Origin of the sequence: Streptomyces sp. S07_1.15 (assembly GCF_020739505.1) — a bacterium.
Classification (GTDB): domain Bacteria; phylum Actinomycetota; class Actinomycetes; order Streptomycetales; family Streptomycetaceae; genus Streptomyces; species Streptomyces xinghaiensis.
Genome location: NZ_JAJBZK010000001.1, coordinates 6,178,711 through 6,198,685 on the forward strand (window position 1 = coordinate 6,178,711; position 19,975 = coordinate 6,198,685).

Consider the following 19,975-nt stretch of genomic DNA (forward strand, 5'->3'; position numbering starts at 1 on the left):
CCGCCGCCACGGGAGGCCCGGACGGCGTAGGACCTCAGCCGCTCAGCCGGATCTCCAGCCGGCCGCCGACCACCCGCGTCTCGAACGAGTGCTCGGGCGCGGTCGCCGGGCCGCGCACGTTCCAGCCGTCGGACAGCCGGAAGGCGCTGCCGTGCCAGGGACAGGTGATGCAGCCGTCCGCGACCTCACCCTCGGACAGCGGACCGCCCATGTGCGTGCACCGGTCGGCCAGCACGTGCACATCGCCGCCCGGCTCCCGTACGACGACCACGTCCACCTCGCCGACCCGGCGCCGCACCGGCTGCTCCGCCGGGAACTGCGCCATGTCGCCCACCGGGTGCCAGCCGGGCGGCATCCGGTGCGGCACGTCCTCGGCGTGGTTGGCGCCGGAAGCCTGCCGGTACGCCATGTGGCCGCCCAGCGCCCCGCCGATGCCGACCACCGTGAGCCCGGCGAAGCCCAGCGTGCGTCCCAGACCGCGCAGCCCCGCCCTGCGGGCGGCGAACGAACCGGCGTAGAGCAGCACGCCCACCGCGTTGGAGACGGAGTGCGGCAACCCCACCCGCATCTGCGGTTTCTGCAGTTCGGCCCAGTCCACCCAGCCGGCCACCGCGGCGGGACCGGCACCGGACAGCCCGAGGAGTACCAGCGCGTCGGCCTCCCGCCGCTCACCGGGCAGCAGATCGAGCACGGCCGCGGACAGCCAGGCGCCGATCGGCACCTGCACCAGCACCGGATGGAGCGGGTGTCCCAGCCACCGGCCGTGCAGTGCGTCGCGGAGGGGACCGAGCGGCAGGCGGCGGATCCGCCCGCGCAGCCAGTCGATGGTGGGATCGAGTTCTTCCGTCCGCTCCAGCCGGTCGACGGCGGACAGGAAGCGGCCGGGCCCGGCGCTGTCCGGGAACACCCGGCGGGCGGTGACGTCGGCGCTGCTCTTGCGCTGTGAAATGGCCATACCGCCCGGTTCCCGGAGCAACCGACCTCAAACGCCCCGCCTTCCGCCGTCCCCGTCCCGCCCCGCCGTCCGGCGCTCCGGGCAAGGCCACGCCCGGATCCGTACCGGCGAGCCGGCGGGGAGCCGGATCCCAGGGGCGTCCGGCCTGGTGAACCGGGGGAAGGTGCCCCGTGGCAGGGTGTTCCCATGACCGGACCGAGCGACCGCGAGCCCGTGCTCCAGCTGATCGAGGCCGTACTGGACGGCGGCAGCTGGCGGACCTGGGACGAGCCCGTCCCCGTCACCACCCGCGACCCCGGCTACCGCGCCGACCTCGAACGGGCGCGCGAGCGCACCGGCCTGGACGAGTCCGTCATCACCGGTGAGGGCCGGATCCGGGGCCGCCGGGTGGCCGTGGTCGCCTGCGAGTTCCGCTTCCTGGCCGGCTCGATCGGGGTGGCGGCGGGGGAGCGGCTGGTCCGCGCGGTGGAACGGGCGACGGCGGAACGGCTGCCGCTGCTCGCCGCACCCGCCTCCGGGGGCACCCGGATGCAGGAGGGCACGGTCGCGTTCGTCCAGATGGTGAAGGTGACCGCCGCCATCGCCGGGCACAAGGCGGCCGGCCTGCCGTACCTGGTGTATCTGCGCCATCCGACGACCGGCGGGGTCCTCGCGTCCTGGGGCTCTCTCGGACACCTCACCGCCGCCGAACCGGGCGCGCTCATCGGCTTCCTCGGACCGCGCGTCCACCGGGCCCTGTACGGCGAGGAGTTCCCCCCGGGCGTGCAGACGGCGGAGAACCTGCTGGCCCACGGCCTGGTCGACGCGGTGCTGTCCGCCCGCGAACTGCCCGCGGTGGTCGCGGACGCCCTGGACGTGCTCTGCGACGACACCGCCGGCGCCGCCGGCACCGTCCCGCCGCCCCTGTCCGGACCGGAGGCGGCGGGCCCGGCGGCGGGAGCGGACGGCGGCCCGGGAGCACCGGCCGCGCCATCGCCCGCGGACGGACCGGACGGCGGCGCCGCGACGGTCTCCGGCGGTACGGCACAAGCGGCGGCGCCGGCGGGACGGGAACCGCGGCAGGACCGGGCGGCCGCCGGCGGTGCCCCGACCCCCGCCGTGACGGAGAGTCCGGCCGGGGCGGGGCCCGAGGTCCCCGCCACCGCTGTCTCCGCCACCGCCGACTCGATCCGGCGGTCACGGCGCCCCGGGCGCCCCGGGGTACGGGCCCTGCTCAAGGCGGCAGGCCGGCAGGTCACGCCCCTCAGCGGGACCGGTGCCGGCGAGCACGACCCCGGGCTGCTGCTCGCGCTCGCCCGGATCGGCGGCACCCCGTGCGTCGTCCTCGGCCACGACCGGCACGACGGCGCGTCGCCCCCGCTCGGGCCCGGCGGGCTGCGCGAGGCCCGGCGCGGCATGCGCATCGCCGCCGAACTCGGCCTGCCGCTGCTGACCGTCGTCGACACGGCCGGTGCCGCGCTCTCCCGGGAGGCCGAGGAGGGCGGCCTGGCCGCCGAGATCGCCCGCAGTCTGGCCGATCTGGTCACCCTGCCCGCGCCGACGCTGTGCCTGCTCCTGGGCCAGGGTGCGGGCGGCGGCGCGCTGGCGCTGCTGCCCGCCGACCGGGTGCTGGCCGCGGAGCACGCCTGGCTCTCCCCGCTGCCCCCGGAGGGCGCCTCGGCGATTCTGCACCGGACGACGGAACGGGCCGACGAGGTGGCGGCCCAGCAGGGCGTGCGCTCGGCCGACCTGCTGGCGCACGGCATCGTGGACCGCGTGGTCGCCGAACCCGGCCCGTCCGAGCCAGGACCGGGCGCCGGCCCGGGCTCCGGCTCCGGCCCGGACGCCGTGACGGACGCCGCCGACGACCCCGGCCGCTTCCTCACCCATCTCGGTGAGGTGCTCGGCCGTGAACTCGCCCTGCTCCGCGCCGAACGGCCGGAGGCCCGGCTGGCCGCCCGCCGCCTCCGCCACCGCACGCTGGGCGTCCGGCCCCTGCCGCCGCACTGACGCGGACCGGCCACCGGAACCCGCCCGGCCCGCCGGCAGGATCCGTGTCAGTGGCCGCTGCCAGGATCTCCGCATGACCGAGAACAACACCGCGCCTTCCGGACCCCCGTCCCCCCGGTCCCCCGGCTACTGGGACGCCGCCGCACCGGAGTTCGACGAGGAGCCCGACCACGGGCTGCGCGACCCGGCCGTCCGCGCGGCGTGGTCGGCGCGGCTCGCGGACTGGCTGCCCGGCGAACCGTCGGACGTCCTCGACCTCGGCTGCGGCACCGGCAGCCTGGCGCTGCTCGCCGCCGGGCAGGGGCACCGGGTGACCGGCGTCGACAGCTCCCCGCGCATGGCGGAGCGCGCCCGCGCCAAGCTCGCCGGCACCGGCGCCGAGGTGCTGACCGGGGACGCCGCGGCACCCCCGGTGGGCACCCGCCGCTTCGACGTCGTCCTGGCCCGTCACGTGCTCTGGCTGATGCCCGACCCCGCCGCCGTGCTGCGGCACTGGGCCGGACTGCTCCGTCCCGGCGGCCGGCTGGTCCTGGTCGAGGGGGTGTGGGGCACGGTGAGCCCCGCCGGGCTGCCGGCGGCGGACCTGGAGGCGGCCGTCGCCCCGCTGGCGGACCGGACCCGGTTCGAACGGCTGTCGGGCGAACCGGCGTTGTGGGGCGGGCCGGTCGATGACGAGCGGTACGCCCTGGTGGCCTGGCCGGCGCCGGCCCGCCGCCACACCGAGGTCGTCGACGTCCACCTCGTCCTCCGCCGCGGTGCGGAGGTGCTGCTCGCCCGGCGGGCCGGCACCGGATACGGCGACGGACTGCTCGGCGTACCGTCCGGGCACGCCGAGGACGGGGAGGACGTGCGGCAGGCGGTGATCCGTGAGGCCCGGGAGGAGACCGGGCTGGACCTCGCGCCGGAGGACCTGCGCGCCGCCCTGGTCATGCAGCACCGCGGCCCCGGGGGCGCGCCGCGCATCGGCTGGTTCTTCGAGGCGGCGTACGGGGCGGGCGGTGAGCCCGTCAACGGGGAGCCGGAGAAGTGTTCGGAGTTCCGCTGGTGCCCGCTGGACCGGCTGCCGGACGACATGGTCGCCTACTGCCGGGCCGGTCTGGAGGCCTACCGCGCGGGCGACCGCTTCGTCCTCCACTGGCAGATGGCGGGGGACCGGGTCGCGCACGACCCCGCGGCCCCCGACCGCACCGTGTGCCTCCCGGCCACGGAGGGCCGGGCCGGCTGACCCGGGCCGGCCGGGGCCCGCCCGTCCGCGTTCCGCGCCATGCCGTGGTGCCGTGGTGCCGTCGCGCCGTGGTGCCGTCGTGCTTCCCCCCGCTCCCGCCGCGGTCCGGCCGCGCCGCGCACGGCCGGTGCCGGTGGCACACAATGGAGACTTGGACCGGCGCACGACGAGGGAGAAGCACCTGTGAGTCTGAAGGTCACCGTCGACCCCGGCTCGGCCGACGCACCGTATGAGCAGTTGCGCTCCCAGGTCGCGGACCAGGCCCGCTCGGGGCGGCTCCCGGCCGGCTACCGGCTGCCGACCGTACGGGCCCTCGCCGGCCAACTGGGGCTCGCCCCCAACACGGTGGCCAAGGCGTACCGCGCGCTGGAGACGGACGGGGTGATCGAGACCCGCGGCCGCAACGGCACCTTCGTGGCCGCCGCGGGCGAAGGCGCCGAGCGCGAGGCGGCAGCCGCCGCACAGGTGTACGCACAGCGCGTCCGCAGGCTGGGGCTCAACCGCGCGGAGGCCCTGGCCGCCGCCGAGGAGGCCCTGCGCGCCGCCTACAGCGCGGACTGACCCCCGGGGCGCCCCGGCCCGCCGTCCACTCTTCCCCGAGTTGTCGTGGAAGCCCCCGTACCGGGTGAATTGCCCGCTACGCTGACGGGTGATGAGACGTCAGAGGAGAACGGGCGGGCCGGCGCCGGCGGGCGCGGCGGGGGCAGGGGCGCGGGCAGGGGCACCGGATCCACGGCGACGGCGCCCGGGAACCGCCGTGCTCCTCGCGATCGGCGTGACGGCGCTCAGCCTGCTGCTGGTGATGTGCGGCTTCCCGCCCGACGGCGCCCCCGACGGCCGGAACGGCGATCCGGGGCCGCACGGCACCCCGCGCATGCCCGGCGGCAAGCCCGCGCCGGAGCTGGGCTGGGGCTTCACCCACACCCAGTACAGCGCCGACGACGGCCGCGCCGCCGCCCGGAGCCGTGCGGACCGGATACTCTCCGCGCGGCCGATACCGCAGAACCAGCACATCATGGGCTGGGGCGCCGACAACCCCGAGCCCGCGCCGGGCCGTTACGACTTCTCCGCACTGGACAGCCGGATCGACCTGATCCGCCGCACCGGCGGCACCCCCGTCATCACCCTGTGCTGCGCGCCGGACTGGATGAAGGGCGGCGAGCGCGGGAAGACCGACTGGTCCCGGGAGTGGCTGGAGAAGGCGCCCGACCCCGCCTACTACGACGACTTCGCCCGCCTGTCGGGCGTCGTCGCCAGGCGCTACCCGGACGTCCGGCACTTCATCGTCTGGAACGAGCTCAAGGGCTTCTACGACGACGACCGGCAGCGCTGGGACGCCGAGGCCTACACCCGCCTCTACAACCTCGTCCACGCCGAGCTGAAGAAGGTGAACAAGGAGAACCTCGTCGGCGGGCCGTATGTCGTCATGGACAGCCAGCCGCCGGGCGAGAGCACCAACGCCTCGGAGGTCAAGGGCCCCTGGGGCAGCCTCGACCGGCGGGCCCTCGACGCCGTCCGGTACTGGAACGAGAACAAGGCGGGCGCGGACTTCGTCGTGGTCGACGGTTCCAGCTACACCCGCGAGGACGCGCTCGTGCCCGACGAGTTCCGCGCCACCGCCAAGTTCACGGCCGTCAGCCGCTGGGTGCGCGAGGAGACCGGGCTGCCGCTGTGGTGGGCCGAGTGGTACGTCGAGCCGGGGGACGGGAACGACGAGCGCGACGGCTGGAGCGAACCGCACCGGCGCGCCGTGCACGCCGCCGCCCTGATCGCGATGAGCAGGGGCGGCGCGACCACCGGCTTCTACTGGAACCCGCAGAAGCGGAGCACGAGCTGCGCCGGCTGCCTGTGGCGCGGCACGGCGGCCGGGGACGGCGGGTCCGCGCTGCCGATGATGGACCTGCTGAGCCGCTTCTCCCGCGAGTTCCCGCCCGGCAGCCGCTTCACGGAGGTAGAGGTCGCGGCCGGGGACCGGCCGTACGTACGGGTGCTCGCCGATGAGGACGCGGTGCTCGTCGTGAACATCCGGAACCGCCCGGTCGCCGCGGAGGTCGACGGCCGTTCGTTCGACCTCGGCGCGTACGGGGTGCGCTGGCTGAAGCGCTGACGGAAGCGGTGGGGCCGGCCGGAAGGGCTGCGGGCCCCGGAGCACCCGTCCCTGCGCACGGCTTCGCGCGCCACACCCGTTGACCGACCGACGCCCCCGTTCCCGTCGACCGGCCGCCCGCACCCGTACGGAGCGGGCGCCCGGACGGGGCCGGCCGCCGGGGCGCGGCCACCCCCGGCGGCCCCTGATCAGGACATCGTCCAGAACCGGTGCACCAGAGAGGCCAGCGTCACGGCCATCAGCGGCAGCGCGAACCACAGCGTCCCCTGCAGCCAGGCCAGCGCCCCGACCCCCGGCGGCGCCGTCACCCGCAGCAGTTCGCGCGCCGCCAGCAGCAGCATCAGGACGCCCGCCGAGATCGCCCCGTAGACCGACCAGGGCGTCCAGGTCACCTGGGGGCCCGGTCGTCCGGGCTCCGGTTCCGGGACGGCCCCCGGCGGCTGTTCGCGGAGCTCGTAGAGCACGGCGTGGTCGTCGGAGAACGCGCGGCGCAGCTCCGGCCGGCCGTCCAGCGCGCGGATCAGCGACCGTTCCCAGTCCGGGGCGTAGCCCGCGTCCATGCGGAGGTACACGGACTGACCGCGGCCGACCATCAGATACGAGTTCGGGCCCGCGTTCTCCAGCGCCTCGACCACGGGGCCGACCCGCGCGGCGTCGCGGGGCGCGAGCGTCGGCAGATAGCCGACCCGCTCCATGTCCCGGGCGCCCCACGGCATCGCCGGAGTGACGTTCTCGACCGGGTCGTCGCTCATCCACAGCACCCGTACGGTCGGCTCGTCGTGCGCGTAGACATACTCCATGGCGGCGACCTCACCGGTGCGCACCCGTTCGAACGGCTCGTTGCCCCAGCGCGCGACGAGGAAGCCGCCCATGAACACCAGTCCGGCCAGCGCCGCCGCGAGCACGGCCGGCGCCCGGCGGCCGCTGCCCACCCGGGGGAAGACGGCCAGCGCGGCGAGCGCACAGGCGCCCGGCAGTGCGAACAGGAAGACCCGCAGCGCCATCTCACCGCCGTACGACTGCATGCCGAAGCCGAGGAACGGAACGAACGCCAGAACGAGCAGCGACCGTTCGCCGTAGCCCGCCCTGCGCCGGCGCCACCAGCCGAGACAGGCCATCCCCAGGACGGAGCCCGCGAGCGCCACGCGCGTGTAGAGCACCAGCTTGTGCGTCTCGCTGCCGCCCTCGATCCGGCCGGAGACGGAGGACGACACATTGCCGCCGACGCCGCCGACGCCGCCGAACAGCTCATCGAAGTGGCCGGACCAGTACGGCTCCGCGAAGAACCCGATCCACACGGCCACCATCGCGGCGAACAGCAGCGGCAGCCCGCGCAGCCACGAACGGCCCACGAGCACCAGGGCCGTCAGCACCCCCAGCATCACGAACGGCGTCAGCTGGTGCGTGGGCACCACCGCCGCGAACAGGACGATCAGCACCAGCAGCAGGACGGCCCGGTCGGCCCGCCCGGCGGCCGGCGGCTCCGCCTCGCCGGGCCGGCGCTTCCCCGGCAGCACCCGCGGCTCCCGGAACCAGACCAGCAGCACGGCAGCGAAGGCCAGATAGAGCAGATAGGTGAAGCCCTGCGGGGAGAAGTAGTCCTGGCCGACCCAGCCGCAGAGCGCGAACAGCCAGACCGCCGTCCACTTCGCGCGCCAGGAGGCCCGTACCGCGCGGAGCAGCAGGAACAGCGGTGCGAGATACAGCAGTTGGATGACCGTGGGCCACCAGCGCAGCAGTTCGGTCAGATCCGTGACCCCGCAGGCGCGGGCCGCGAACGCCACCGCCGCGAAGAAACCGGGCCAGGACCACCGGGCGTCCAGATCGGGCACGGCGGTGCCGGTGCGGTCGATGTGGTCGATGAACCCCAGATGCTGCCACGCGGTGGCGAAGCGCGGCTCGGCCTCCAGCACGGCCGGCAGCGCGTGCAGCGACACCACGGTCAGCAGCAGGACGGCCGTCAGCAGGGGACGGCGGGGCGCGGCCGGCCACAGCGCGGCCGCGAAGGCGGCCACCAGCAGGGCCGCGCCGAGGAGGGTGGCCGCGGGCAGGACGGAGACGAGGCCGAGACCGCCCATCCGGTCGAGGCCGGCGTCGTCCAGGCCGCGCAACGGAAGCCAGTACAGGGCGAGTCCGGCCGCGAGCAGCAGCCAGCCGGCGGCGTGCCCGGCCCGGGCGGCCAGAACCGGTGAGCCGCGCCGCCGGGCCGCCGCGGGCCCACTGCCGGACGCCGGGGCCCCGGCGCGGGAGGCGGCTCGGAGACCGCCGCCGGGTCTGCCGTGGTCCGGCCCGGGAGCGGCGGTCCCGTCCGGCCGGGGAGCCGGCTTCGGCGGTCCTTCCGCGCCTCCGCTCCCCGGGGCGCCCGTCCCGCCGGCCGTACCGGCGGTGCGGCCCGCGCCGGGGGCGGTGACCGTGCGGGCTTCGGTTTCCGTGCCGCCCGGGAGCGCGAGCGGCGGCCGAGCGCCGGCGGGGAGTGCCCGGCCGGTGGCCTCGGCGACGGCCGGGTCCGCCGCGGGGCCGGCGTCCGTCCGCGGCGGGGGCCCGCCGGGCGGCGGCGGGGGGTACGGGTTGAGCACGGGATGGCGTTCCGGGTGGTCCAGATCGGCGCGGAGGCCCAGCCGCAGGGTGTCCTCGTCCAGCGCCAGACGCCGTGCCCAGGCAGGTGTGCGGAGCGGCCGCCCGCTCGTCCGCCCGGCGGGCCCGGGCGCACCCGCCCCGCTTCCCGCGTCCGGCCGGACGGTGGCGTGCTCCCGTCCGCTCTCCGGTACGGCGGCGGTGTGGTGCGGCGCGGGTGCGGGTGCGGACCCGGCCCGCGGCCACAGGACCGGGCCGGACAGCATCTCCCCGCCGGAGCCGCCGAGTCCGGTCCTGCCCGGGCCCGGACCCGCGGCCGACTCCGCCACCGGCCCCGGCCCCGGCCGCGGCCCCGACCCGGGCCCCGGCCCCGGAACGGCAGCGCCCCGGCTGCCCCCCGGTGCGCGGCCCGCACCCTCCGCCCCGGCTGCTGCCGCTGCTCCGGCTCCCGCCGCGGCCCCGGACTCCGCGGGCCGCACCTCGGCCGTCCCCGCCCCCTTCCCCGTCCCCGCCCCAGCCCCGGACTCCGCCCGTCCCGCCGTCCGCAGCAGCCGGAGGAGCTTCCATCCGGCGACGGACGCCACCAGCGCGAGGCTCACCACCTCGGCGATACCCGCGCCCGTCAGGCCCATGCGCGGCAGCAGCAGCAGCGTCAGCCCGAGCACCAGGACGCACAGCGTGCCCTGGAGGGCGGCCAGCCCACTGGTGCGCGACTGGGCGCGCAGCACCGCGAAGTACACCTCGATCACGACGCGCAGGACCGCGCCCACCGCGAAGAGGCGCAGCAGCGGTGTCGCCTCCCGTGCGTAACCCTCGCCGAAGACGCCCAGGATCAGGGGCGCTCCGGCGAAGAGGAGCACCCCGACCGGGAGCATGATCCGGGCCATCCGGAGCAGCGCGGCCCGGCAGTTCTCCGCCAGCCGCCCGGGGTCGTGCGCTCCTTCGACGGTGAGCGAGGCCCCCATGTTCAGGGCGAGCAGATTGACCGTGCCGCCGATGGTGGTGGCGATGTAGAAGTACGCGTTGTCCGCGGAGCCGACCTGCGCGGCGACGATCACCGGCACCAGATAGACCACGGCCAGCGCGAAGAGCGAGCCGGTGTAGTCACCGGCGAGGAACCGGCCGACCTCGCGCAGGCCCGGCGGCCGCATGTCCGGGCCGGCCGCCGCCTCGTGACGCGGCACCAGCCGCCGGAACACCAGCAGCCCCAGCGGCACCACCGACACCGCGATCGCTGCCACCCAGGAGACGAACACCCCCGCGGTCGGCACCGAGGCGGCGATCAGCACGAGCAGGACGAGCTTCACCGCCGAGAAGGCGGTGTTGCCGACCGGTACCCAGAAGGCGCTCCGCAACCCCGTCAGCACCCCGTCCTGCAGGGTCAGCAGGGACCACAGGACCACCGCGGCGACGAACCCCAGCCCGTTCAGCGGACCGTGCAGAAAGCGGTACGAGGGCCCCCACAGATCGAGGGTCAGCAGGAAGACCACGGCCGCGACGGCCACCAGCACGGAACTCGCCGCGTAGGTGCGCAGCACCAGCCGTCCCGTCGCGCGCCCCGCCACCGGGATGAAGCGCGCCATCGCGCCGGTGAGCGTCAGCGCGGTCAGCCCGGCCAGGAGTTTCATCGCGGCGATGGCCGCCGAGCCCTGGCCGACCGCCTCCTCGGTGTAGTACCGGGCGGCGGCCAGCCAGAAGCCGAGCCCCAGGACGGCGGAGATCCCGGTGTTCACCATCAGCGCGTACGCGTTGCGGAACAGCGGGCTGCCACCGGCCGGCCGGGGCAGCAGCCGTCGCAGCCGGCGGGGCCGGGGCCCGCGGGGGGCGTCCGGTCTCTCCCCGGTGCGCTCCCCGGCCGGGACGGTGGTGGTCGTGTCAGTCACCGGCGCGGGTCACCTTCCGGAGAGCTTGCCGTGAGCGTCGGACGAGGGCGTAGCCCTTCGTCAGGGTCCGGTCCCGGGCGAAGACCCGGCCGAGCGCCCGCCCCTCGACCAGCCGTTCGAACTCCTCGATTCCGGTGCTCCGGCGGACGGTGACCCGCCGCAGGGCGTACGGGCCGTGCCGCCGCTCGGCCAGCGCGTTGCCCACCGCGAGCGACTGCCGGAACCCCGCCGCCCGCACGGCGGCCCGCACCTGTCTGCTGGAGTAGCCGTACGGATAGGCGAACGACACCGGGCACCGCCCCAGCTCCCCGGCGAGGAGGTCCCGGCAGCGGGCCAGCTCGGAGCGGAGCCGGGGCCCGGTGAGGGCGTCCAGCTGCGGATGGGTGTGGCTGTGCCCGCCGATCTCGAGCCCGGCCGCGGACAGATCGCGCAGCTGGTCCCAGTCGAGCATGAGGTCGAGGGCGCCCGGCGTCTCGTGCGGGCCGCGCAGCCAGCCGGTGGTGGCGAAGACGGTCGCGGTGAAGCCGTGGCTCCGCAGGGCGGGCAGGGCGTACCGGTGCACACCCTCGTAACCGTCGTCGAAGGTGAGGAGCACGGGTCTGGGCGGCAGCGGCCCGTCCGACCGCCAGGCGGCGGCCAGGGCACGGGTGGTGACGGGGGTGAACCCCCGCTCCGCCAGCACCTCCAGCTGCGTCCGCAGCGCCTCGGGCGTGACCGACAGCCCGTACGCGGCGGGGGCGGGCGTCTCCCCGACGGCGTGGTACATCAGGATCGGCACCGGGCCGGGCGGCCCCGGCCACCGGCCCGGCCCGCCCGGCCGCCGCCCCCGGCGCGGTCCGCCCGGGGGACGGCCGGCCCCGGCCCCGCTCCCGCCGGGTGACGACAGCAGGGGCCCGGCGGCCGTCCCGTCCGCCCCGTGCCCGGCGCGGGGGCCCGGCCCGCCGGTGCCGGGCACCGGACCCGTCCCGGCCGCCCGTGGCTCGGTCCCCGCCGGGCCGCCCGCCGGCCGGGGGAGCAGTGCGCCGCGCCGGACGGTGCCCACCGTGTAGCCGCAGGCGGCGGCGGCCAGTCCGGCGGCGATGGCGCCCGCCCGGCCCGCTCCGCCGGGCCGGCCCAGCAGGGCGTCCCGCAGTCCGCGCGCGACCCCCGCGGGCAGCACCCGGGTGGTGTAGCGGCGCTCCGTCTCCAGCCCGGCCCTGCTTCCCACGCTCCGGGTGACCAGGGCCTTGGAGATGCCCTCGGCGTAGGCGCGGCGGCGGAAGTAGCCGAACTCCTCCCGGCCGGCGGGCACCTTGTGGTGGATCACCGCGCGGTCCTCCAGGAGCAGCACGGCCTCCGGCCGGGCCGCCGAGAGGCGGATGCAGAGCTCGGTCTCCTCGCAGCCCAGCGGCCGCGTGTCGCCGTCCCGCCCGATTCCGGTGGTGAAGCCGCCGGCCAGTTCGAACGCCTCGCGGCGGAAGGAGGCGTTGCCGCCGAGGACATTGCGCACCCGCGCCCTGCCGGGCGGCAGTCCGCGGTAGTAGCAGCCCACCACCCAGTCGAACTCCTCGGGGAACCAGGCGGGCCGGCGGCCGGACGCCCACACGGGGAGCGTCCGGCCGCCGACGGCCAGCACGGCCGGATCGGCGTACGGCCCGGTCAGCCGGCGCAGCCAGTCCTGTTCGGCGACGGCGTCGTCGTCGAGGAAGGCCAGGATGTCGCCGCCGGCCGCGGCGATGCCCGTGTTGCGGCCGGCGGAGAGGCCGCGGGGGCCCGCGTTGGCGAGCACCCGCACCTCCCCGGTGTCCGCGTACCGCTCGGTGAGCCGCCGCAGCAGCTCCGGGTTGTGGTCCACGACCAGCAGCGTCTCGTACGCGGGCCGGGACTGGCCGCGTACGGAGTCCACGGCCGCCAGGATGTCCTCCCAGCGGTCCTCGGTGTAGACGCAGATCACCACGGAGACCCGGAGCTCCCCGGTCTCCCGGAGTTCCCCGGCGTCCCGGGGGTCCTCGGTCCTCAACGGGCCTCCCCCCGGCCGGTCTCCATGGCGATCACGGCGGGACGGGGACGGGAGCGCCGGGAGGCCCGCTCGCGGAGGATCACCTTGAGCACCCGCAGTCCGTCCCGCACGGCGCGCAGATTGCTGTCGCCGTGGATCCGGTGGTACTCGTGGCTCGGGATCTCCTGGACTCTGAGTCCGGCCTTGACGACTCTGATGTTCATCAGCGTCTCCACCTCGAAGCCCGCGCAGTCGAGGTGGATCTCGTCCAGGCAGCGCTTCCAGAAGGCGTTGTATCCGTAGCAGAGATCGGTGTAGCGGGCGCCGAACTTGGCGTTGACGAGCGTGGTGAGCACCCGGTTGCCGAGCTTGCGGATGCCCGTCATGTCGTCCGTGCCGCCCCCGTTGGCGAACCGCGAGCCCTTGGCGAAGTCGGCGCCGGCCACGAGTGCGGAGACGTAACTGGCGATCTCGGTGCCGTCCGCCGAGCCGTCGGCGTCGACCATCACGATGATCTCGCCGGTGCAGGCGGCGAAACCGGTGATGAGGGCGTCGCCCTTGCCCTTGCCCCGCTGCGGGACCACCTTGATGTCGGGCCGGAGTTCACGGGCCACCCGGACCGTGTCGTCGGTGGAATTGCCGTCGACCAGAATCACTTCGTGAATCCAGCCCGGCAGTGTCTTGAATACGTACGGGAGATTTCCGGCCTCGTTCATCGCCGGAATGACGACGCTCACCGGTGGGGTGATCGCGAAATGGCAGGAGACCGGGCGGTACCGGTCCGCAGGCCGTTCGTGGTGGTCGGGATTTCCGCCGGCCGGTGACGGCGGACCTAAAGGGTCCTCGTCCGATCGCGCCGGGCGCAGAAATGAGCTCATGTGATGTTCCCTCTCGTCCGGTGGGCCGCCCGCCCCGCGGGGGCCCGGTGGTGTGTCCGGTTCGAAAGGGGGGTTCTCCCGCAGGCCGCGGGACGGCACGGACCGTCCCCAGGGCATGCGTGAGCTGTATGGATACCGCCGTGCGCGGCCCGTGTCCCGGCAGACTCCTGCGCCGCCGGACACGGCACCCCCCAACCGCGCCCCGCTTCGGTGCCATCGCGGTCCTGAGCCCCTCCCCGGGCCGTTCACCGATGAACCGATGCGGGTGGTCGATAAGACCGTATGAACATCAAGGACCGCATGGCAAGTCCCTTAGGGCATTTCCCCCCTTCTCTGATTTTTCTGATCGTTCTCCCATGCAGACCCGGGAAATTCCGGTCAGGAATCACGCGGATGTGATCGCCGGGAGCGCGACCGGATTCTGCCGAACTCCCGGAGAATCCGGTCGGTCGGTGTGAAGAGCCCGGGTCTCGCGAGCACGGTGTTGCGGAGCGCCCGCACGGGCGCACGCCGGGCGCGGTGGCCCGCGGCCACCGGATGGGGCCGGGTCACCCAGCCCTCGGAGACGGTGATCTCCCGGGTCTTCAGCTCGTCCTTGTAGCGCTTCGCGCCCCGCCCGAGGTCGATCAGCTCCAGCCCCTGGGCCGCCGAGCCCTCGGCCATCCGCAGATGGAGCACCAGCCCGGGCGAGAAGGCCCCGTACTCCGGGTCGTAGGCCGGGAACCAGCTGCTGAGAACGCGCCCGGTGCGCGGCCCGAAGTGCGCGGCCACCGGCCGGCCGCCCGCGTAGAGCACCGAGAGCTGTCCCCGGAAGCCGTCGTTGCGGGTGTGGAAGAGCTGGTGGACGAGGTCGGTGATCCAGGGCTGGGCGAACCGGTCGCTCCGCCCGGTCCTGCGGTACTGGGCGGACTTCCAGCGCATCAGGGTGCGCAGCACGGCCGGATCCCGCTCGTCGTGGACGTAGGTCACCTCGCCGGCCCGGCGGCCGAGTCTGCGCTCCTTCGCCAGGGTGGACTTGAGAAAGCCGGGGGAGGAGGCGCGCAGCCGTTCGAGATAGGCCTCGTAGCCCCGGCCCACGTCGATGACCGGGGAGGGGAAGGAGGCGCTGACGCCGTCCGCGAACGGCTCCTGGCCCTCGACCAGATGGTCGAATTCCCAGACCGCCAGCCCGCAGGCGCGCAGCAGTTCCCGCGCGTCCCACCGGAACCCGGGGCGGTGGACGAGGCCCTGGCAGTCCGACACCCCGAGGCCCACCGCGCGGCCGACCCCGGCGGCGGTCCGCTGGAAGGGGAAGAAGCCGGCCGGGACGCCGCCCTCGCGCAGGACGGCGATCCGGGTGTCGCGCCGGGTGCGGCCGACCGCGAGGGCGAACTCCGGTGAGAGGAAGGGATTGGCGAGCCCCGGTCCGGCCGGCGGGCGCGACCGGTCCTGGAAGGCCGTCCACGCCGCCCGGTCGGCGGCCGTCAGCTCGCCGGGGCGGCAGACGCTGATGTCCACGTCAGAGGATCCGGCTTCCCGCCGCGGTGTGCTCCCGGCGGCGTCGCAGAGTGGCGTACAGGAACAGGACGGCGCTGAGCCCGGCGACCACGGCGATCCCGCCGCGCGCCGACCACAGCCGCAGGGCCAGCATGCTCTGGGCGACCAGGACGTCGACCGCGATCGCCCCCGCCACCGCGATCACCCAGCGGCTCAGCGGGTCGGGGCCGGTCAGCACGGCGGCGATGGCGGCGGCCGGTGCGGCGAGCAGGAAGAAGAGGGTGAACGGGGCGCGCAGCGGCGAGGCCGAGCCGGTGAGGGCCAGGACCGCCCCCAGCCCCCCGATCCCGGCGGCGGCCCCGGCCAGCAGCGGCCAGACGGTTCCCCGCGTGGAACGTTGACGGTCACTCAGTGTCTGCATTGGCGACTTTGCCCCCCGACGCGCCGGATGCCGGGCTTCAATGTGGCGCAACCGTCGCAAGCCCGTCAAGGCGGAACGGTCCGGGCGGGACTGCTGGGGCTGCTGTCCGGAAAGTCGGCATTGATCCCGGCGTGCCGTCACATCCGCGCCTGTGGACAAACTTTCACCCTCGGCACGCGCGTAGACCGCGTGTTTCAGGGGGATGTCATAGCCATGCCACGCAGGTTCGCCCCCACGGCCGGTTGCGATGTCTGGATTGACATGGACGTGTCAAAAAGACTTGGCATGGCCACGACAGAACAGCGCCACCGGTTGCCCCGTTCCCCACTGAGACCCTGCTCCCCGGAGGTTCCGTGAGACTCTTCCGCCGTGCGGCCACCCTCTCCGCACTCCTGCTCTCCGCCGCGCTGACCCTGACCGGAGCCGGCGCCGCCCACTCCGCCGAACAGGCCGCCACCGGTTACGTCGCGCTGGGCGACTCGTACGCCTCCGGCCTCGGGGCCGGCAGCTACGACAGCGGCAGCGGCGACTGCAAGCGCAGCAGCAAGGCGTTCGGACCCCTGTGGGCCGCCGCCAACAACCCCTCCTCGTTCCACTTCACCGCCTGCTCGGGCGCCAAGACCGGGGATGTGCTGAACAACCAGCTCGGCCCGCTCAGCTCGTCGACCGGCCTGGTCAGCATCAGCATCGGCGGCAACGACGCCGGCTTCGCCGATGTGATGACGACCTGCGTCCTCAGCTCCCAGAGCACCTGCCTCGACCGGGTCGCGGCAGCGCGCTCCTACATGAACAACACCCTGCCCGGCAAACTGAACCAGGTGTACTCCGCGATCAGGGCCAAAGCCCCGTCGGCCCGTGTCGTCGTACTCGGCTACCCCCGTCTCTACAAGCTCAACGGCTCCTGCATCGTGGGGCTGACCGAGACCGAGCGCTCCGCGCTCAACGCCGCGTCCGACAACCTCAACGACGTGACTGCCAAGCGGGCCGCCGACCACGGCTACGCCTTCGGCGATGTGCGGCCCACCTTCTCCGGGCACGAGATCTGCTCCGGAAGCTCCTGGATCCACAGCGTGACCTGGCCCATCAACCACTCCTACCACCCCACGGCCGCCGGGCAGTCGGGCGGCTACCTCCCGGTGCTCCGCTCGCTCGCCTGACGGCCGGCCGGGGTACCGCCCGGCCGCTCCCACCGGTGGGGCCCTGCTCGAGAGGGTCCCGCCGGTGCGCGCCGTCCGGTGGGGAAGCGCTGCGCACCGGGGGCGCAACGGCGCGCGAGCGGCGGCGTGGCGCGCCCGCCGCACCCGCCGCCGTGCCGCGACACGCCCGGCGCGCACCCGGCGGGGCACACCGCGGCGGAGTGCCGCACCGCAGGGCGGGTAGCCATCCGGATACGTCAACCGCCTTACCGGGCAGCCGAGTCAGGGATACGCGGATGCGCGGGTGACGTGCCGGGGCGGTAGGGTTAACCTGCCCGGGCCGGGTGCCCTCGTTTGGGTGGGGAGTGTCATGGAACAGATAACTATGCGGAGCAGGCCCCGAGTGCCTGCCATCAACTGCGGGAGCAGCGCGAACAGTTCGCGCCTCGACCGCCATCTCGCCGTGCTGGCCGGCCCCGCCGTGCCGCAGCGGGAGACGGAGGAGGCCACCCTGCTGATGCGGGAACTCACCGCGCGCGATGTGCGGCGGCCCAAGTCCGGCCGGGGCGCGCGGGTGTCCCGGGTCTCGCTCTTCGCGCCGCTGCGGCGGCTGAGGCGGTCCCTCTTCGGCAACCACGGCTAGCCCCGCCCGGGCCCCGGCCCGTACCGCGTCCCGGCCCCGCCCCCGGGCACGCACCCCGGCCCGGGGGCTCAGCGGATCACACCCTCCCGGCGCAGTGCCGTGATCCGCTCCTCCGGCAGCCCGAGCGCCTCCAGCAGCGTGTCGGTGTGCTCGCCGAGAGCCGGCACCGGACCCAGCCGCGGCGGTTCCCCGCCGGGCAGCCCGATCGGTGGCAGCAGCGTCCGCAGCGCGCCCACCGGCGACCCCACCTCCCGCCAGCGCTCCCGGGCGGCCAGCTGCGGATGCCCGGCCAGCTCGGCCACCCCGTTGAGCCGGGCGCAGGCGATGCCCGCCCCCTCCAGCCGCGCCACCGCCTCCTCCGCCGTCAGCGCGGCGAGCGCCTCCGCGACCACCGCGTCGGTCCGGGCGCGGTTCTCCGTCCGGGCCACATTGGTGGCGTACGCCGGATCCTCCGCCAGCTCCGGCCGCCCCAGCACCTGTTCGGCGAGCCGGCGCCACTCCCGGTCGTTCTGGACCGACAGCAGCACCGGCGTGCCGCCCGCGGTCGGGTAGGCGTCGTACGGCGCGATGACCGCGTGCGCCAGGCCGGTACGGGCCGGGGGCGGTCCGCCGTGCATCCCGTGGTGCAGCGGATGCCCCATCCACTCGGCCAGCGCGTCGAACATCGACACCTCCACCGGCCCGCCCCGCCCCGTGGTGCCGCGCCGCAGCAGGGCCGCGAGCACGCCGGAGAAGGCGTACATGGCGGCGGCGATGTCGGCCGCCGGGATGCCCGCCTTGACCGGCTGCTCCGGTGTGCCGGTGACGGAGACCAGGCCCGCCTCGCACTGGACGAGCATGTCGTAGGCGCGCTTGTGCGCGTACGGGCCGTCCGGGCCGTAGCCGGAGATGTCCACGGCGACCAGCCGGGGGTGGCGTGCGCACAGGGCCGCCGCGTCCAGGCCCAGCCGGGCGGCGGCGCCCTGCGCCAGGTTCTGCACGAAGACGTCCGCGTCCCGGACCAGCTCCTCCAGCAGCTCCCGGCCGCGCGAGTCCTTGAGGTCCAGGGCCAGGGACTCCTTGCCGCGGTTGGCCCAGACGAAGTGCGAGGCCAGGCCGCGGGCGGCGGTGTCGTAACCGCGGGCGAAGTCGCCGCCGTCGGGCCGCTCCACCTTGATGACCCGGGCCCCGAGGTCGGCCAGCTGCCGGGTGGCGAACGGCGCGGAGACGGCCTGCTCGACGGCGACGACGGTGATGCCCTCCAGCGGCAGCGGCAGCGGCAGCGGCTGGGGCGGCTGCGGCTGCGGCGGCGTCGGCGGTGGCGCGGGGCGGTCCGGGGCGTTGTCCATGTCCCCAGGTCCTACCCTGTGCCCCGCCCTCCGCGCCAGAGGAGGTGATCTTGCTCACCGGCCGCTGCCGGGCCCGTCCCCCGTGGCGGGGCGACCCCTACAGCAGGGCGAACTGGCCGTTCGGGCCCTCCTCCGGGCGGTCCAGGACGGAAGCGGGGCGGCGGGCGGACGCCGGCGGCGGCAGGATCCCGCCGCGGCGCAGCTCCGCGGCGGTGAGGCGCGGAACCGACGCCAGCCGCTCCGCCAGCCGTCGCCGCTCCGGGCGGAGTTCGCCGAGCAGGGCCAGCACGGTGATCAGTTCGAGCAGTTCGGAGGTCAGGGACGGCGGCCAGCCCGCCGGGCGGACCGCGCTCAGGGTCCCCGGTTCGGCCGGGGCCGTGCGCCGCTCGTACCACTGGGCCAGCACCGGGACGCCCGAGGCCTCGAACTGCCAGGCGGCCGGCGGCACCGGCGCGATCCGGCCCTCCCCGAGCAGCAGCGCCCGCTCCTCCGGGTCGTACAGGGGTTCGGCGGGCAGGGCGTGGGGACCGGGCAGCGCGGCGCGGACGTACGGGCGCCGCCCGCCCGGGAGCTTCGGGCGGGCGTCCGGTGTCTCGCCGCAGCGTGCGCCGAAGGTGTGCAGCCAGAGGACCCGGCGGCCCAGGGCGACGCCGTCCCGCCAGACCCCGGCCGAGAGCGGCAGCGGTACGCAGCGGCCCTCGCCCCGGGGCCGGGCCGCGGCCGCCGCCCAGGCCAGGACGTCCACCGCGCCCACCGGAATCCCGAGCCGCTCCGTGAGCAGCACTGTCAGCCCCGGGGCGAGGTTGGGCTCCCGGCCGCCGGGGCGGCGGAACAGTGGCCGGATGCGGCCGGGCCGGCCCGCCGGGGAACGGCCCTCGGGGAGCAGCGCGGAGAAGAGCAGCGCCTCCTCCTCCGGGCCGCCGGGGCCGCCGGCGCGGGCGGACGCGGACGGGCGGGGCGCGGGGCCCGGCTCGACGGCGAAGAGCTGGTGCTCGTCGGCGACCCGCCACAGCTCCGGCCGGGCCGCGTCCAGCAGCCGCTGGTCCGGGATCAGCCACTGGCGGTCGAAGGGCGCGTGCAGAACGCGCACCGGCTCCGGGCAGGGCCCGGTCTCCTCCGCGAGGGGGCCGGTGCCGGCGCTGTGGCCGGGCAGCTGGGGGAGGGCCGCGTGGAGGCCGCGCGCCCGGGAGGGCCGGAACAGCCGCTCCCGCTCGGCCCGGCCGTCGCTGCGCAGCAGCCGGTCCCAGCGGGCCGTGAGCGTTCCGGGGTCCGGGGCGAGCACCCAGGAGCGCCCGGTGCGCAGGGGCGGGACCGACCAGGGCATGAGATCGGCGAGCAGCGGATCGTCACCGGGGGAGGCGCCGGGGGAGGAGCTGGGGCCG

General features: G+C 75.7%; 14 protein-coding genes and 1 pseudogene. 6 read left to right on the top strand and 9 right to left on the bottom strand.

Annotation, left to right across the window (positions count from 1 at the left end; translation table 11 throughout):
* Positions 1–34: 34 nt before the first annotated feature.
* Entirely contained in the window at positions 35–955 is a 921-nt protein-coding gene (locus LIX60_RS26515) for a Rieske 2Fe-2S domain-containing protein (protein WP_227961280.1), read from the bottom strand.
* 186 nt (positions 956–1,141) lie between these two features.
* Between LIX60_RS26515 and LIX60_RS26520 the strand changes: the two genes are divergently transcribed.
* From LIX60_RS26520 to LIX60_RS26535, 4 genes are all read left to right on the top strand, one after another.
* Positions 1,142–2,944, top strand: coding sequence for an acetyl-CoA carboxylase carboxyltransferase subunit alpha/beta (locus LIX60_RS26520; protein WP_227961281.1), 1,803 nt, complete (start codon positions 1,142–1,144; stop codon positions 2,942–2,944).
* A gap of 73 nt (positions 2,945–3,017) precedes the next feature.
* Positions 3,018–4,169, top strand: a complete 1,152-nt coding sequence (locus LIX60_RS26525) for a methyltransferase domain-containing protein (protein ID WP_227961282.1) — start codon at positions 3,018–3,020, stop codon at positions 4,167–4,169.
* A gap of 183 nt (positions 4,170–4,352) precedes the next feature.
* Positions 4,353–4,730 carry a GntR family transcriptional regulator gene (locus LIX60_RS26530; protein WP_227961284.1) on the top strand — a complete coding sequence of 126 codons (378 nt, stop codon included), beginning with the start codon at positions 4,353–4,355 and terminating at the stop codon, positions 4,728–4,730.
* A 91-nt stretch (positions 4,731–4,821) separates the two neighbouring features.
* The gene (locus LIX60_RS26535) at positions 4,822–6,276 is read left to right on the top strand and encodes a xylan 1,4-beta-xylosidase (protein ID WP_374117922.1); all 1,455 of its coding nucleotides are present in this window, start codon (positions 4,822–4,824) and stop codon (positions 6,274–6,276) included.
* A 188-nt stretch (positions 6,277–6,464) separates the two neighbouring features.
* Here the strand turns inward: LIX60_RS26535 and LIX60_RS26540 are convergent, their stop codons facing one another.
* The 6 genes and pseudogenes from LIX60_RS26540 to LIX60_RS26565 all read right to left on the bottom strand — a co-directional run bounded on the left by LIX60_RS26540 (position 6,465) and on the right by LIX60_RS26565 (position 15,486).
* Positions 6,465–10,733, bottom strand: coding sequence for a lipopolysaccharide biosynthesis protein (locus LIX60_RS26540; RefSeq protein ID WP_374117923.1), 4,269 nt, complete (start codon positions 10,731–10,733; stop codon positions 6,465–6,467).
* Positions 10,726–11,499: a polysaccharide deacetylase family protein gene (locus tag LIX60_RS26545; protein ID WP_227962939.1), complete on the bottom strand. Its 774-nt coding sequence runs from the start codon at positions 11,497–11,499 to the stop codon at positions 10,726–10,728. Before LIX60_RS26545 ends, LIX60_RS26540 begins: the two co-directional genes overlap by 8 nt.
* A 261-nt stretch (positions 11,500–11,760) precedes the next feature.
* A pseudogene (locus LIX60_RS26550) lies at positions 11,761–12,666 on the bottom strand (glycosyltransferase family 2 protein); the annotation flags it as partial.
* A gap of 62 nt (positions 12,667–12,728) precedes the next feature.
* A complete protein-coding gene (locus tag LIX60_RS26555) occupies positions 12,729–13,589 on the bottom strand; it encodes a glycosyltransferase family 2 protein (RefSeq protein ID WP_227961286.1) in 861 nt (286 codons plus the stop codon).
* Positions 13,590–13,967: 378 nt separating this feature from the next.
* On the bottom strand, positions 13,968–15,086 hold the full coding sequence (locus LIX60_RS26560; protein ID WP_227961288.1) for a GNAT family N-acetyltransferase: 1,119 nt from the start codon (positions 15,084–15,086) through the stop codon (positions 13,968–13,970).
* 1 nt (position 15,087) lies between these two features.
* A complete protein-coding gene (locus tag LIX60_RS26565; RefSeq protein WP_227961290.1) occupies positions 15,088–15,486 on the bottom strand; it encodes a hypothetical protein in 399 nt (132 codons plus the stop codon).
* Between the two features lie 353 nt (positions 15,487–15,839).
* On the opposite strand from LIX60_RS26565, the gene LIX60_RS26570 reads away from it, so the two are divergent.
* Positions 15,840–16,643, top strand: coding sequence for an SGNH/GDSL hydrolase family protein (locus LIX60_RS26570; RefSeq protein ID WP_227961293.1), 804 nt, complete (start codon positions 15,840–15,842; stop codon positions 16,641–16,643).
* 349 nt (positions 16,644–16,992) lie between these two features.
* Positions 16,993–17,265 carry a hypothetical protein gene (locus tag LIX60_RS26575; RefSeq protein ID WP_039819469.1) on the top strand — a complete coding sequence of 91 codons (273 nt, stop codon included), beginning with the start codon at positions 16,993–16,995 and terminating at the stop codon, positions 17,263–17,265.
* Positions 17,266–17,333: 68 nt separating this feature from the next.
* Here the strand turns inward: LIX60_RS26575 and LIX60_RS26580 are convergent, their stop codons facing one another.
* Together LIX60_RS26580 and LIX60_RS26585 are read right to left on the bottom strand one after the other, a co-directional pair.
* Complete coding sequence (locus LIX60_RS26580; RefSeq protein WP_227961295.1) at positions 17,334–18,593, bottom strand: CaiB/BaiF CoA-transferase family protein; 1,260 nt, start codon at positions 18,591–18,593, stop codon at positions 17,334–17,336.
* A gap of 97 nt (positions 18,594–18,690) precedes the next feature.
* Positions 18,691–19,917, bottom strand: coding sequence for a type ISP restriction/modification enzyme (locus tag LIX60_RS26585; RefSeq protein ID WP_227962940.1), 1,227 nt, complete (start codon positions 19,915–19,917; stop codon positions 18,691–18,693).
* Positions 19,918–19,975: the final 58 nt, after the last annotated feature.